This is a genomic window from Streptomyces sp. NPDC057743 (genome assembly GCF_042798755.1).
GTDB lineage: Bacteria > Actinomycetota > Actinomycetes > Streptomycetales > Streptomycetaceae > Streptomyces.
Window position 1 is genome coordinate 1 of sequence record NZ_JBHVJX010000015.1, and the last position, 14,635, is coordinate 14,635.

9 protein-coding genes and 2 pseudogenes are annotated in these 14,635 nt (G+C 71.8%); 3 read left to right on the forward strand and 8 right to left on the reverse strand.

Going from position 1 to position 14,635, the window contains the following annotated elements:
* Positions 1 to 158: 158 nt before the first annotated feature.
* Positions 159 to 704, forward strand: a pseudogene (locus tag ACFVFQ_RS18660) (aldehyde dehydrogenase family protein); the annotation flags it as partial.
* Positions 705 to 822: 118 nt separating this feature from the next.
* Here the strand turns inward: ACFVFQ_RS18660 and ACFVFQ_RS18665 are convergent.
* The gene (locus ACFVFQ_RS18665) at positions 823 to 1,458 is read right to left on the reverse strand and encodes a TetR/AcrR family transcriptional regulator (RefSeq protein WP_383416847.1); all 636 of its coding nucleotides are present in this window, start codon (positions 1,456 to 1,458) and stop codon (positions 823 to 825) included.
* A 357-nt stretch (positions 1,459 to 1,815) separates the two neighbouring features.
* Between ACFVFQ_RS18665 and sph the strand changes: the two genes are divergently transcribed.
* Positions 1,816 to 2,787 (forward strand): sphingomyelin phosphodiesterase, encoded by a 972-nt coding sequence (gene sph / locus ACFVFQ_RS18670; protein ID WP_383416850.1) that lies wholly within the window; start codon positions 1,816 to 1,818, stop codon positions 2,785 to 2,787.
* 88 nt (positions 2,788 to 2,875) lie between these two features.
* Here sph and ACFVFQ_RS18675 read toward each other — a convergent pair.
* The 3 genes and pseudogenes from ACFVFQ_RS18675 to ACFVFQ_RS18685 all read right to left on the reverse strand — a co-directional run bounded on the left by ACFVFQ_RS18675 (position 2,876) and on the right by ACFVFQ_RS18685 (position 6,938).
* Positions 2,876 to 3,408 (reverse strand): annotated as a pseudogene (locus ACFVFQ_RS18675) (macro domain-containing protein).
* A gap of 113 nt (positions 3,409 to 3,521) precedes the next feature.
* Positions 3,522 to 4,964, reverse strand: a complete 1,443-nt coding sequence (locus ACFVFQ_RS18680) for an amino acid permease (protein WP_383417380.1) — start codon at positions 4,962 to 4,964, stop codon at positions 3,522 to 3,524.
* A 129-nt stretch (positions 4,965 to 5,093) separates the two neighbouring features.
* Positions 5,094 to 6,938 (reverse strand): AMP-dependent synthetase/ligase, encoded by a 1,845-nt coding sequence (locus ACFVFQ_RS18685; protein WP_383416853.1) that lies wholly within the window; start codon positions 6,936 to 6,938, stop codon positions 5,094 to 5,096.
* Positions 6,939 to 7,085: 147 nt separating this feature from the next.
* On the opposite strand from ACFVFQ_RS18685, the gene ACFVFQ_RS18690 reads away from it, so the two are divergent.
* Positions 7,086 to 7,859, forward strand: coding sequence for a MerR family transcriptional regulator (locus ACFVFQ_RS18690; protein ID WP_383416856.1), 774 nt, complete (start codon positions 7,086 to 7,088; stop codon positions 7,857 to 7,859).
* A gap of 93 nt (positions 7,860 to 7,952) precedes the next feature.
* Here the strand turns inward: ACFVFQ_RS18690 and ACFVFQ_RS18695 are convergent, their stop codons facing one another.
* From ACFVFQ_RS18695 to ACFVFQ_RS18710, 4 genes are all read right to left on the reverse strand, one after another.
* Positions 7,953 to 10,151, reverse strand: a complete 2,199-nt coding sequence (locus ACFVFQ_RS18695) for a 3-hydroxyacyl-CoA dehydrogenase NAD-binding domain-containing protein (RefSeq protein WP_383416859.1) — start codon at positions 10,149 to 10,151, stop codon at positions 7,953 to 7,955.
* Positions 10,152 to 10,185: 34 nt separating this feature from the next.
* Complete coding sequence (locus ACFVFQ_RS18700) at positions 10,186 to 11,400, reverse strand: acetyl-CoA C-acetyltransferase (protein WP_383416862.1); 1,215 nt, start codon at positions 11,398 to 11,400, stop codon at positions 10,186 to 10,188.
* Positions 11,401 to 11,485: 85 nt separating this feature from the next.
* Positions 11,486 to 12,628: an acyl-CoA dehydrogenase family protein gene (locus ACFVFQ_RS18705; RefSeq protein ID WP_383416865.1), complete on the reverse strand. Its 1,143-nt coding sequence runs from the start codon at positions 12,626 to 12,628 to the stop codon at positions 11,486 to 11,488.
* A 771-nt stretch (positions 12,629 to 13,399) separates the two neighbouring features.
* The gene (locus ACFVFQ_RS18710; protein WP_383416868.1) at positions 13,400 to 14,566 is read right to left on the reverse strand and encodes a CaiB/BaiF CoA transferase family protein; all 1,167 of its coding nucleotides are present in this window, start codon (positions 14,564 to 14,566) and stop codon (positions 13,400 to 13,402) included.
* Positions 14,567 to 14,635: the final 69 nt, after the last annotated feature.

Here is a 14,635-nt window from a genome sequence, read left to right on the forward strand (position 1 = left end):
GCAAGGCGCCAAAGCGGCCTGATAGCGGAGCTATTGGGACGGTTCGGCAACGCCGCGAGGTGCCGTGCCAGGCGTCGCGGCCCCGGCCATGACCCTCGGACAGGCCCTAGACCGGCAAACCGGTCCACGACGCCCGCACGGAGGTGCTGCTCGCCCGCCCCGCCCAACTCGCCGTCGTCGAGCGCCATGTGAAGGACGCCCTGGCCGCCGGGGCCCGTGCCCTCCACGGCGGCCCGGACGCGCTCCGCCCGCCGCACGTCGACCCGGTCGTCCTGGCCGACGTCCCCGAGGACTGCTCCGCGATGCGCGAGGAGACCTTCGGGCCGGTCGTCGCGGTCAACGCGGTGCGCGACCTGGACGAGGCGGTTGCCCGCGCCAACGCCTCCGACTACGCCCTGGGCGCGGCCGTCTTCACCGCCAGCCGCCGCACCGGGCTGGCGGTCGCCGAGCGTCTCGACTCCGGTGCGGTGTCGGTCAATTCGGTGCTGGGCTTCGCCGCCGTCCCGACCCTCCCGTTCGGCGGCTCCGGCGCCTCCGGCCACGGCCGCGTCCACGGCAGCGAGGGGCTGCGCGCCTTCGCCGCCCCGCACGCCCTGAACGTCCGCCGCTTCCGCCCCCCGGTGGACCTGACGTCCTTCGCCACGCCCCGGCACCGGTCCGCCCGGGCCGTCGCACTGGGGCGTTGGCTGCACGGGTGGCGTTGAACGGGGGCGGGGCAGGGGCAGGGACGGGGTGCAGGCCGGTTGGCCGGGCGCCGTCGGGGAACGGCCAGGCGTCCCCGGACGGGCCGGACCCGCCGGACGCCGCCGGGCCCGGCTCCGCTCAGCGGTCCAGCAGCGGAGTCAGATACCTCCGGGCGAAAGAGCGCGCCTGCTCGTCGTCGTTCAGCGCGAAGCAACTCACCGGATTCAGCAGGAAGGAGACGGTGATCCGGACCATCAGCTCGGCGACCGCCGTCGGATCCCCCGCGGCCTCCCCGGGCCCGGCCCCCTCCTGCCGCTGTGCCCGGCGCAGATGCCCCGCCAGGTATCCCCGCATCGCCAGGAACGAGGGCCCGCTCTCCAGCGTGAGGTACGGCAGCATGGTCTCCGGCTCCAACCGCAGCAGCCCGCCGATCAGCGGATGCCCCCGGATCAGCCGCAGGATGGCGGCGAACCCCTCCACCATCCGCTCCTCCATCGTCGGCAACCCGGCCACCGCCGCGTCCACCTCGGCGACGAAGTGCCGGTACTCGCGCAGCAGCACCCGCTGCACCAACTCGTCCTTGCTGCCCACCCGTCGGTACACCGTGACCCGCGAGACCCCGGCCCGCTTGGCCACATCGTCGACGGTGGACCGGCGCAGCCCGAAGGTCATGAACTGCTCCCGCGCCGCGTCCAGGATGCGCTCGGTGAGCGCGCCCCCGTCGCCCGCTCCGCTCTCCAACGCCCGGGCCAGCAGCCGCCCTTCGTCCGCCATCGGTCCCCCTCCGCAGACCCGCCGCCTCACCGGCGACACCTCGCCAGCGACAGAGACACTAACCGAATCACTTTGTAACGACGCCCAGCGCAACGGGCATTCCGCGCCCAGGCCGGCCTTCCCGGCAGCGGGCGTTCCGCGATCCGTACCGGCCTTCCCGGCAGCGGGCGGGGCGCGCCCACGAGCCGGCCCCGGCCGACGACTTGCGCACCGACGGGCTCCGGCGGGGCACCCCCGGCGCGCGCCATGATCCGTCCATCTCCTACCCGCCGGGAGGTTACCTAGAAGTAACCACAGCTGGTTTGATGTGCGTCGCCGGTTCATGTCCCCAACCCCCCACTTGCACAGGGAGATTCCGTGCCGCACCCCGCGCTGCGTACGTCCCGGGCCGCCGCGATCGCCGCGGCCCTCGGCGCCACACTGGCCGTCGCGTCCCCCACCGCGTCGGCCGCGAGCGCCCCCCGACTCAAGGTGCTCACCTACAACACCTTCCTCATGAGCAAGAACCTCTATCCCAACTGGGGCCAGGACCACCGGGCCCAGGCCATTCCCGCCGCGGACTTCTTCCACGGCAATGACGTCGTCGTGCTCCAGGAAGCCTTCGACAACTCCGCCTCCGACGCCCTCAAGTCCCGGGCGGCCGCCGCATATCCGCACCAGACCCCGGTGGTCGGCCGCACCAGGAGCGGCTGGGACGCCACCGGGGGCGCCTACTCGTCCGTCGTGCCCGAGGACGGCGGGGTGACGCTGCTCAGCAAGTGGCCGATCCTGCGCAAGGAGCAGTACATCTACAAGGACTCCTGCGGCTCGGACTCCTACTCCAACAAGGGCTTCGTCTACGCGGAGTTGGACGTGGCCGGCGCCAAGGTGCACGTGGTCGGCACGCACACCCAGTCCACCGACTCGGGCTGCAAGGCCGGCGAGGCCGCCGCCGACCGCGCCAAGCAGCTCAAGGAGATGGACGCCTTCCTCGACGCCCAGCACATCCCGGCCAACGAGGAGGTGATGGTCGCCGGCGACATGAACATCGACTTCCACGGCACCGAGTACCAGGCCCTGTTGGCCAACGGCGACCTGGCTCCCGCGGACAGCCGCACCGGCCACCCGTACTCCTTCGACACCCACGAGAACTCGATCGCGTCGTACCGCTACCCGAACGACCCCCGCGAGGACCTGGACTACGTGCTGTACCGCAACGGCCATGCCCGGCCGACCGGTTGGCGCAACACGGTGGTCAAGGAGCAGTCGGCGCCCTGGACCGTCTCCAGTTGGGGCAAGGAGTACACCTACACCAACCTCTCCGACCACTACCCGCTCGTCGCCGGCTGATCCGGCGCGCGGTCCCGTAGCCCCGATGGCCCCTGAACCTGTGGACCCCGCGGCCCCCGTGGACCGCGCGGCGCGGCAGCCCGGACCGTCAGCCGTCGTAGACCGTCACGGCCACCCCGCGCTCGACCAGCCGGCGGGATATCAGCGGCTCCATCCGCGACCACGTCCCGCCGGCCAGTCCGCAGCCGATCCGCGGCATATGGACCGAGGCCCCCAACTCGACGGCCCGCTCCGCGACTCGGCCGAGGCCGGCGGCTATCGCCTCGTACCGCACCGGCGCCCCGTCCCGCCGATGGGGGCGCCCCCGGGCCGATCGGCGCCGCGGGCCCGGCGGGCCGTCCCGCGCTGCCCGATGACGTTGGCCACCCACAACTCCTCGCCCACCCGGACGAATTGCACGGCGCCCAGCCCGAAGTCGTTCCCCGCGCGCTCCCGATACCAGCGGCGGTAGGCCCGCTCCGGCTCGGGCCAGCGCCGGGAGAGGGCGCGGACGAAGCCCCTGCCCCAGCCCCCGAGGTCATTGCAGACGTGCACGATCATCTTGACGCCCGCGCCCTGCGGCGCGGTGGCATCACCGTCGACATAGGTGATGGCGGCGTCGATCCCCGTTTTCTCAGCCATGTCTCAACGGTACGAGCGACCACTGACAACGGCCCGGACGCGCCGGGGCGGCCGCGGTGCCCCTCGGGCCCCGCGACCGCCCCGGTCGGTGCGAACGTCCGTCCGCGCGCGCCTTATTCGGCGAGTTCGCGTCCCTCCGCGATCCGGCGCACCCGGCCGCGGACCGCGAACCAGCCGACGACCAGCGCCGCACCGAGGACCGGGATCATCAACACGGTCTGCCGACCGACGCCCTTGTCGAACCACATCAGCACGACCACCCCGAGCAGGAAGGCGATGGTGGCGATGTCCGTGAGGGGCGTGCCCGGCAGGCGGAAGCGTGGGCGCTCCAGGAGGCCCGCCTTGGCTCGACGGACGAACACCATGTGACAGATCATGATCGTGCACCAGGTGCTGATGATGCCCAGCGCCGCGATGTTGATCACGATCTCGAACGCCTTGCCCGGCAACCAGTAGTTGAGCCCGACGCCGAGCACGCACACCGTGGAGGTGAGCATGATGCCGCCGTAAGGCACCTGGCTGCGATTCATCCGGGCGGCGAACTTCGGCGCGGAGCCGGCCATGGACATCGAGCGCAGGATGCGACCGGTGGAGTAGAGGCCGGAGTTGAGGCTGGACATCGCCGCGGTGAGCACGACGAGGTTCATCACATCGCCCGCGTGCGGGATGCCGACGTGGGACAGCACGGTGACGAACGGACTCTCGTTGGCGCTGAAGACGTTCCATGGCAGCAGCATCGCCAGCAGAAGCACCGAGCCGACGTAGAAGATGCCCACCCGCCACATGATCGAGTTCACGGCCTTGGGCACGACCTTCTGCGGCTCGCTGGTCTCGCCGGCGGTGACGCCGACCAGTTCGACCGCGGAGTAGGCGAAGACCACGCCCTGGAGCACGACCACCACGGGCAGCAGACCGGTCGGGAAGAGCCCGCCGTGGTCGGTGATCAGATGCAGGCCCGGGGTGTGCCCGTCGACCGGGTGCTGGGTGGCCAGCAGGAAGATCCCGATGAACATGAAGGCGACCAGCGCCGCGACCTTGATGATGGCGAACCAGAACTCCAGCTCACCGAAGATCTTCACCGAGATCAGGTTGACCGTGAGCACCACCGCCAGCGCGATCAGCGCCATCACCCACTGCGGGATGCTGGTGAACATGGACCAGTAATGGGTGTAGAGGGCGATCGCGGTGATGTCGGCGATACCGGTGGTCGACCAGTTGACGACGTACATCCACCCCGCGACGTAGGCGCCCTTCTCGCCCAGGAACTCCCGGGCGTAGGAGACGAACGAGCCGGACGACGGGCGGTGCACCACCAGTTCGCCGAGGGCCCGGACGACGAAGAAGGCGAAGAGGCCGCAGACCGCGTAGGCGATGGCCAGCGCGGGACCGGCGGAGTGCAGTCGGCCACCGGCGCCCAGGAAGAGGCCGGTGCCGATCGCGCCGCCGATCGCGATCATGTTGATGTGCCGGCTCTTGAGGCCCTTGCTATAGCCGGCGTCCCCCGCGTCCTGCCGGATCCCGCTCCCCCCGTCCGATGACCGCTCGGATTCATCCACGACGGTTTCTGTGCTCACTACTGGTTCATCTCGCTTTCGGAGAGCTCGACCACGACTGGCACCGCGGGTCGCGCGAACGGCCAGTCGGCACACCTTCCCCGAAGAGCGGCCCCCCGTCTGTGTGCGACATCACATGGCGTACATTCGCTCTAGGATTTGCCCGTATTTGTGGCGAATGACATGCCGGCGGAGCTTCAGCGACGGCGTTAGTTCGCCACTCTCCGGCCCCCATTCCTCGCCCAGCAACGAAAATCGCTTGACCTGTTCCGTGCGGTTCAGCCGGGCGTTGGCCGCCGTTACACCTCGCTCGATCTCGGCCCGGACCACCGCATTCCGGGCCAACTCCGCCAAGCCGCCCGTCACTCCGTGCCGGGCCGCCCAGGCCGGGGCCAACTCCGGGTCCAGCACCAGCAGCGCCACCAGATACGACCGGCCGTCGCCGTGCACCAGCGCCTGCCCGATGAGCGGGTGTTCCTTGAGGGCGTTCTCCACCAGCGCCGGCGAGACGTTCTTGCCGGTCGAGGTCACGATCATTTCCTTCTTGCGGTCGGTCAGCCAGAGGAAGCCGTCCGCGTCGATCCGCCCGATGTCGCCGGTGCGGAACCAGCCGTCCGCCCCGGTGACCGGCTCCACCGTCCCGTCCGCCCGCAGATACCCCGCGCACACTGTCCGGCCGCGCACCTCGACCTCCCCGTCCGCGGCCGTGCGCACCGCCAGCCCGTCGAGCGGCCGGCCGACCGAGCCCAGGCGGAACGCGCCCGGGGAGTTGGTGGTGGCCACCCCGACCGTCTCGGTCAGCCCCCACGCGTCCATGATCACGATGCCGAAGCCGGCCCAGAACCGCACCACCTCCTGGGGCATCGGCGCCGAGGCGCTCGCCGTCCACACCAGCCGGTCGAAGCCGGCCGCCGCCAACAACGGATCCAGCACCTCCGCCCTCGCCGTCGCATACGCCGCCGCCAGCCCGGCGGGCGGTCGCTCCCCGCGCTCCCGGCAGGCGACGTGCGCACGGGCGGTCTCCGTCGCCGCGGCCACCGCCCGCCGACGCTCCTCGGGCAGCTGGTCCAGCACGGCGCGGACCGCGGCGGTCAGCTTCTCCCACACCCGCGGCACCCCGAAGAACTGCGCCGGCCGCAGCTCCCTGGCCATCGCCGCGACCTGCGCCGGATCCGCGCAGAGGTGGACGTGCGAGGCCCGGAAAACCGGCAGGTAGAGGCCCAACATCCGCTCGGCGATGTGCGCGAAGGGCAGGTAGCAGAGGTGCTCGACGTGGTCCGGGAGCTCCACGACGGCGTCCAGCGCCACCGCGTTCAGCACCACCTGGCGGTGGTTGATCACCACGCCCTTGGGGTCGCCGGTCGTCCCCGAGGTGTAGACGACGGTCAGTGGGTCCTGCGCCCCACCTCGGCGCCACTCGGCCTCGAACTCCCCCGTGTCGTACGCCGCGGCGCCCCGGGACCGTAGCGCGGCGAAGCTCTCGTGCCGGTCGTCCGCCGCCCTTCCGGGGCGCGCCCCGTCCCCCGGTTCGACGGTCACCAACCGTGCCAACCGGGCCGCCGCATCGTCGAGCAGCGGCGTCCAGCACGCCCGCTCCCTGGGCCCCTCCACCACCGCCAGCCGGGCCCGGCTGTGCCGGGCGATATGGGCGATCTGGCCCGGCGCGGCGGTGCCGTAGACGGTGACCGGTACCGCCCCCAGGTGCACCAGGGCGAGATCGCTGAGCCAGTGCTCGGGACGGTTGCCCATCATCAGCAGGACGATCTCCCCGCGCCGGACGCCGAGCACCCGGAAGCCGGCGGCCAGTTCACCGATCCGCCGGCGGGCCGCCGCCCAGCTCAGCGTCTGCCAACCATCGGCGTCCGGGGCGCGCCACGACAGGGCCGGGCGCGCCCCGTGGTCCTCGGCGTTGCGCAACAGCAGGGCGGGCAGCGTCAGTTCGCCCGGATCACCGGGCATGCGCAGGAGCGTGGTCATGGCGGCCTCCCGAGAGGGTGGGACGTGCGCTGCGGACCGTACGAGGGCCCGGGCCCCGCCCGGCGGGAGCCCGGCTGTGCGAGGGAGCGGTGCGAGGGAGCGGTGCGAAGGTTTCACAAGTCTGGTGAGACAGCAATACTGTTGAACATGATGGAGTCCGCGCCCGACCTGACCGTCGACGAACTCGCCGCCCGTGCCGGCGTCACGGTCCGCACCATCCGCTTCTACAGCACCCGCGGACTGCTGCCGCCCCCCGAGATCGGCCCGCGCCGGGTCGGCCGCTACGGACCGGACCACCTCTCGCGGCTCGCGCTGATCGAGGAGCTCCAGCACCAGGGCCTGACCCTGTCCGCCATCGAACGCTACCTGGCGCAGCTGCCGCCCGATCTGAGCGCCCAGGACCTGGCCATCCACCGGGCCCTGGTGGCCAGTTGGCTGCCGGACCAGGCGGAGGACGCGACCCGGGACCAACTGGAGCGGCGGGTCGGCCGGGAGCTGACCGAGGAGGACCTCGACCGGCTGGCGGCGATGAACGTCCTGGTGCGGACCGAGGACCCCCGGGTCTTCCGGGTTGATCCGGGGCTGTTGCACCTGGGGGCGCGGCTGCTCGACGTGCCGATCGCGCTGGAGACGATCCTGGCGGCGCGCACCGTCGTCATCGAGCACACCCGCTCGGCGGCCCGCGAGCTCAGCCGGCTCTTCAAGGACGAGGTATGGGAGCCGTACCGGGACGGCGGGCCGGATGCGGCGGAGGTGGCGCGGGTGAAGTCGCTCTCGGCGCACATGCAGCCGATGGTGGTGCAGGCACTGGTCACCGCCTTCCAACGGTCGATGAAGGAAGAGCTGCGGGAGTGGCTCGGCACGGCCGAGCGCGACGGCCGGGAGGACCGGGACGCGGACGACGGCCGGCGCGAGGGCTGAGGGGGGGCGGACCACCGAGCCCGCCCCCTAGGGCCCCGGTCCGATGGGTCTTGGCCGCGGCCGCGACCCATCGGAGAGGCCCTCACACCCGGCTCAGTCGGTGAACTTCTCGCCCCGCTCGGCCTTTTCGACCAGCAGCGCGGGCGGCGCGAACCGGTCACCGTAGGCGGCCTGGAGCTCCCGGGCGCGAGCCACGAACCCGGGCAGACCGACGAGCTCCTCCCGCCCTGACGACGCTCCTTGATAGCCGTTGATGTACTGGAGCACGCCACCGGTCCAGCCCGGGAAGCCGATGCCCAGAATGGAGCCGATGTTGGCGTCGGCGACGGAGGTCAGCACGCCCTCCTCCAGGCAGCGGACGGTGTCCAGCGCCTCGGAGAACAGCATCCGCTCCTGCATGTCCGCGAACGGGACGGCGGCGTCCGCCCGTTGGAAGTGCTCCCGCAGCCCCGGCCACAGGCCGATCCGCTTGCCGTCCTCGCCGTACTCGTAGAAGCCCCCGCCGCCGCTGCGCCCGGGACGGCCGAACTCGTCGACCATGCGGTCGATGACGGCATCGGCCGGATGCGGCTCCCAGGTGCCGCCGGCCTCCTCGACGGCGCGCCGGGTCTCGTTGCGGATCTTCCGCGGGAGGGTGAGGGTCAACTCGTCCATCAGGGACAGCACCTTGGCCGGGTAGCCGGCCTGGGCCGCGGCCTGCTCGACGGAGGCCGGGTCGAGGCCCTCGCCGATCATCGCCACGCCCTCGTTGATGAACTGGCCGATGACGCGGGAGGTGAAGAAGCCGCGCGAGTCGTTGACGACGATGGGCGTCTTGCGGATCTGGCGCACCAGGTCGAAGGCGCGGGCCAGCGCCTCGTCGCCGGTCCGCTCGCCCTTGATGATCTCCACCAGCGGCATCTTGTCGACCGGCGAGAAGAAGTGCAGGCCGATGAAGTCCGCGTCCCGCTCGACGCCCTCGGCGAGTGTCGTGATCGGCAGGGTGGAGGTGTTGGAGCACAGCAGCGCGTCGGGGGCGACGATGTGCTGGATCTCCTTGAACACCTTGTGCTTGAGGGCGACGTCCTCGAAGACCGCCTCGATGACCGCGTCGCAGCCGGCGAGGTCGGTCGGCTCGGCGGTGGGGGTGATCCGCGCCAGCAGCTCGTCCCGCTTCTGCTCGGTGGTGCGCCCCTTGGCCAGCGCCTTGGCGAGCAGCCCCTCGGAGTACCCCTTGCCCTTCTGGGCCGCCTCCAGCGTGACGTCCTTGAGGACGACCTCGATGCCGGCCTTGGCGCAGGCGTAGGCGATGCCGGCACCCATCATGCCGGCGCCCAGGACGCCGACCTTCCGGACCGTGCGCGGCTCGATGCCCTTGGGACGGCTCCGCCCGGCGTTGACGGCCTGAAGGTCGAAGAAGAACGCCTGAATCATGTTCTTGGAGATCTGGCCGGTGACCAGCTCGACGAAGTAGCGCGCCTCGATGGTCTGCGCGGTCTCGAAGTCGACCTGGGAGCCCTCGACGGCCGCGGCGAGGATGTTCCGCGGCGCCGGGTAGGGCGCGCCGGCCAGCTGCTTCTTGAGGTTGGCGGGGAACGCCGGGAGGTTGGCGGCGAACTTGGGGTGGGCCGGGGTGCCGCCGGGGATCTTGTAGCCCTTGACGTCCCAGGGCTGCTGGGACTCGGGGTGGGCTTCGATGAACTCCCGCGCCTTGGCGAGCAGTTCGTCGGCGCTCTGGGCCACCTCGTGGATCAGCCCGTTGTCCTTGGCCCGGGTGGCGTTGTACTGCGTGCCCTGGAGGAGGACCTTCAGCAGCGCGTCGGTGATGCCCAGCAGCCGGACGGTGCGGGCGACGCCGCCGGCGGCGGGCAGCAGGCCGAGGGTGACCTCGGGCAGGCCGATCTTGGTGCCGGGGGTGTCCAGGGCGATGCGGTGGTGACAGGCGAGGGCGATCTCGTAACCGCCGCCCAGCGCCGCGCCGTTGATCGCGGCGACGACGGGCTTGCCGAGCGTCTCGATCCGGCGCAGGTCGCGCTTGATGCCGTTGCCCGCCTCGAACGCCTGCTGGGCGTGGGCGGGGGTGACGGCGATCAGGTCGTGCAGGTCGCCGCCGGCGAAGAAGGTCTTCTTGGCGGAGGTGAAGATGATGCCGCGGATGCCGTCCCGCTCGGCCTCCAGCCGGTCGGCGACCGCCTTCAGGGAGGACTTGAAGGCGTCGTTCATGGTGTTGGCGGACTGGTCGGGGTCGTCCAGGACGAGGGTGACGACGCCGGTCTCGTCCTGTTCCCAGCGGATGGTGGTGGATTCACTCATGGCTTGCGTACTCCGTTGTGGGATGGGACGAGGGTCAGAGGCGCTCGATGACGGTGGCGACGCCCATGCCGCCGCCGACGCAGAGGGTGGCCAGGCCGTAGCGCTTGTCCTGCCGCTCCAGTTCGTCGACGAGGGTGCCCAGGATCATCGCGCCGGTGGCGCCGAGGGGGTGGCCCAGGGCGATGGCGCCGCCGTTGACATTGACCTTGTCCAGGCTGAGGCCCATGTCCTTGACGAAGCGCAGCACGACCGCGGCGAACGCCTCGTTGATCTCGACCAGGTCGATGTCGTCGATGGTCAGGCCGGCCTTGGCCAGCGCCTTGCGGCTGGCCGGCGCGGGGCCGGTGAGCATGATCGTCGGCTCGGATCCGGAGACCGCGGCGGAGATGATCCGGGCCCGCGGGGTCAGGTCGTAGCGCTCGCCGACCTCCTTGGAGCCGATGGCGACCAGCGCCGCGCCGTCCACGATGCCGGAGGAGTTGCCGGCGTGGTGGACGTGGTCGATCTTCTCGACCCAGTGGTACTTCTGGAGCGCGACCGCGTCGAAGCCGCCGGCCTCGCCGATGGCGGCGAAGGACGGCTTCAGGCCCGCCAGGGAGTCGGCGGTGGTGCCGGGGCGCAGGTGCTCGTCCTGGTCGAGGACGACCAGGCCGTTGCGGTCCCGCACGGGGACGACGGAACGCTCGAAGCGGGCGTCCTTCCAGGCCGCGGCGGCGCGCTCCTGGGAGAGCGCGGCGTACTCGTCGACGTCGCGGCGGGAGTAGCCCTCGATGGTGGCGATGAGGTCGGCGCTGATGCCCTGCGGGACGAAGCCGGTGTCGAAGTTGGTCATCGGGTCGGCGAACCAGGCGCCGCCGTCGGACGCCATCGGGACCCGGGACATCGACTCCACGCCGCCGGCCAGGACGAGGTCCTCCCAGCCGGAACGGACCTTTGCGGCGGCCATGTTGACGGCTTCGAGGCCGGAGGCACAGAAGCGGTTCTCCTGGACGCCGGCGACGGTGTCGGGCAGCCCGGCGGCGATCGCGGCGATCCGGGCGATGTCGGAGCCCTGGTCGCCGACCGGGCCGACGACGCCCAGCACGATGTCGTCGATCGCGGCCGGGTCCAGGTCGGGGAAGCGCCGCCGCACCTCGTGGATCAGGCCGACGACGAGGTCGATCGGCTTGGTGCCGTGCAGCGCGCCGTTGGCCTTGCCGCGGCCGCGGGGGGTGCGGATCGCGTCGTACACATACGCTTCGGTGCTCACTGAAAAGCCTTTCTATCGGCCGGGGTCCAAGGGCCCGCGGCATCAGCCGCCGACGTCTGGGACCGGGAAGGCACGATCGGGAGGGTTAGCCGAGCAGGGAGCGGCCGATGATCTCCTTCATGATCTCGGTCGTCCCTCCGTAGATGGTCTGGATGCGGCCGTCGGTGAAGGCCCGGGCGACGGGGTATTCGGTCATGTAGCCGTACCCGCCGTGGAGTTGGAGGCACCGGTCGGCCACCCGCTTCTGCAACTCGGTGGCCCACCACTTGGCCATCGAGGCGTGCACCGCGTCGAGGGTGCCCTCGGAGTGGTCGGCGATGCAACGGTCGAGGAAGGTGCGGGTGACCGCGCACTCGGTGGCCATCTCGGCTATCTCGAACCGGATGTGTTGCAGCTTGGCCAGCGGCCGGCCGAACGCCTCGCGCTCCTTGACGTAGCCGGTGGTGATCTCCAGCAGGTGCTCGGCGGCGGCGATCCCGGCGATCGCGATCGCCATCCGTTCCTGGGCGAGGTTGGTCATCAGGTGCACGAACGCGCCGTTGAGCTCGCCGAGGAGGTTCTCCTTGGGCACCCGCACGTCGTTGAAGAACAACTCGGCGGTGTCCTGGGACTTCTGGCCGATCTTGTCGAGGTTGCGACCGCGCTCGAAGCCGGCCGCGCCGCGCTCGACGACCAACAGGCTCAGGCCGTGCGCGCCGCCCTCGGGGGTGGTCTTGGCGACGACGATGACGAGGTCGGCGAGGATCCCGTTGGAGATGAAGGTCTTGGAGCCGTTGAGGATCCAGTGGTCGCCGCGGTCCTCGGCGGAGGTGCGGATGCCCTGGAGGTCGGAGCCGGCGCCGGGCTCGGTCATCGCGATGGCGGTGATGATCTCGCCGCTGCAAAACCCGGGCAGCCAGCGGCGCTTCTGCTCGTCGGTGGCGAGCGAGGTCAGATAGGGGCCGATGATGTCGTTGTGCAGCCCGATGGCGAACCCCGGGGTGCCGGCGCGGGTGAACTCCTCGGCCAGGACGGCGCTGTAGCGGAAGTCGGTGGCGCCCCCGCCGCCGTACTCCTCGGGCACCGCCAGGCCCAACAGCCCCTGCCGACCGGCCGCCCGCCAGGCGTCCCGGCTGACGATGCCGTCCTTCTCCCACTGCTCGTAGTGGGGCGTCACCTCCTTGGCGAGGAAGGTGCGCACCGTCTCGCGGAAGGCGTCGTGGTCCTCGGTGAAGATCTGGCGCTTCACTCTGCTGTCCCTTCGGGGATGGTCGTGGGTGGACGGCGGTGCTCACTGCCCGCCCGGGGCCCGGGGCCCCGACGAGCGCTTCCTTGTCCGGCGGGGAGTGCTCCCCGGTCGGACCGGCGAACGCTCCTCGATCGGTCCTTCAGGGACGGTAGTTGGCGCTCCCGATGCTCTTCGCGGTGCCGGGGGCTGGGCCGGGGCCTATGCCTGGGCCTATGGAACGGGGTCGGGGGCATCGGGGGCTCATGGGCCGGTTGGGTCGGGCGTTGGGCCTCGTCGTGGCGGGCTGCTCGCGGTGCGCAGACGCTCTCCCCTCGGGAGCTGGGTCGGGTACGGGAACGGGTACGGGGGCGTCCTCCAGCGGTAGTTGGGGACCTGCGGCCGGGAGAACGCTCGCCCCGCTGCGCCCCCGGGGATGCCCCTCGGGCCTGCACGGCGACACCGCCGCTCCGTCGCCGCCCGCCACCGCCGCCGCGGCCTCGGCTGCCCGCCACCGGCCGGCGAGACGACGCTCCCGAAGCCTCCGCCCTTCGCCGGGCGCGGCGGCGAGGGCGGCGGCATGTCCGTGACGCCGTGGTGGCCGTTCGCCGCGCGACGTCGACGCCGGCGGCGGCACGACCGTACGGCCTCGAAGGCGCACCCCGCAGACGGCTCCCAACTCAGCGCCAGCCCGGCCGACTTGCACGGCGAGGCGGGCCCGCTCGGCAGGGGCCAAGCCCGCGTCGCCCGCGCGGCGCGGGCCGGCCGGGTGCCGGAGGTCGGTGGACGGTGCCATCAGTGGGCCGCCTCCTTCCGCTCGGTGTCGCGCGGGCCGGCGTCCGGGGCCGTGAGGCTGGGGACGCGCCAGTCGCGGGCGACCTCCTCGGTGTCCGCGCCGGGGCGGGCGGGAGGTCTGCGGAGCGTCCCGGGGGTGGCGGAGAAGCGGGGCGCGGGGGCGGGTTGGGTGAGGCCGGCGTGCTCGGTGAAGGTGCCGCGGGCGGCGAGGTGCGGGTGCCCGGGGGCCTCGCGCAGCGAGAGCACCGGGGCCACACAGGCGTCGGACTCCTGGAAGACGGCGGTCCATTCGTCCCGCGTGCGGGTCCGGAAGCGGTCGGCGATGGCGGTGCGCAACGCGCCCCAGGCGGCGAGGTCGTCCCGCCCCGGGGCCTCGTCCTCGATGCCGAGCAGGCGGACGAACTCGGCGTAGAACTGCGGCTCCAGCGCGCCGACGGCCATATAGCCGCCGTCCGCGGTCTCGTACGCGCCGTAGAACGGCGCGCCACCGTCCAGCAGATTGGCGCCGCGCCGGTCCTGCCAGCCGCCGGCCGCCAACATGCCGTGGATCATCGCCGTCAGATGGGCCGTGCCGTCGACGATGGCGGCGTCCACGACCTGGCCCGCGCCGCCCTCGGCGCGGGCGTGTTGGAGCGCGGCGAGGATCCCGATGACGAGGTAGAGCGAGCCGCCGGCGTAATCGCCGAGCAGATTGGCGGGGATGGCGGGCGGGCCGTCAGGCGGGCCGATCATGCCGAGGGCGCCGGTGATGGCGATGTACCCGATGTCGTGCCCGGCGGTGCCGGCGAGCGGGCCCTGTTGACCCCAGCCGGTCATCCGGCCGTAGACCAGGCGGGGGTTGCGGGCCAGACAGGGCTCGGGCCCGACGCCCAACCGCTCGGCCACGCCCGGGCGGTACCCCTCGATCAGAACGTCGGCGCGCGCGACCAGATCGAGGACCCGGGCGACCCCGGCCGGCTGTTTGAGGTCCACCAGCACCGAGCGCTTGTTGCGGTTGGTGAGGTCGGACGCCGGATCGATGCCCAACCCGGCGCCTTTGGGCCGGTCCACCCGGACGACGTCGGCGCCCAGGTCGGCCAAGAGCATGGCCGCGAACGGGCCGGGGCCGATGCCGGCGAGCTCCACCACCCGCACGCCGCTCAGCGGGCCGTTGCCTGACTCCGTCATCGCGCCCCATGCCTTCCGCACTGTGACACTTCTGATGTAACACCCGCGATGTTAAGAACGCGTTCCACT

Excerpts from the sequence above, each read along its gene's own strand:
- ACFVFQ_RS18665 (WP_383416847.1), bottom strand. The coding sequence starts at position 1,458 with ATGGCGGACGAAGGGCGGCTGCTGGCCCGGGCGTTGGAGAGCGGAGCG.
- ACFVFQ_RS18685 (WP_383416853.1), bottom strand. The coding sequence starts at position 6,938 with ATGACCACGCTCCTGCGCATGCCCGGTGATCCGGGCGAACTGACGCTG.
- ACFVFQ_RS18690 (WP_383416856.1), top strand. The coding sequence starts at position 7,086 with ATGATGGAGTCCGCGCCCGACCTGACCGTCGACGAACTCGCCGCCCGT.
- ACFVFQ_RS18695 (WP_383416859.1), bottom strand. The coding sequence starts at position 10,151 with ATGAGTGAATCCACCACCATCCGCTGGGAACAGGACGAGACCGGCGTC.
- ACFVFQ_RS18710 (WP_383416868.1), bottom strand. The coding sequence starts at position 14,566 with ATGACGGAGTCAGGCAACGGCCCGCTGAGCGGCGTGCGGGTGGTGGAG.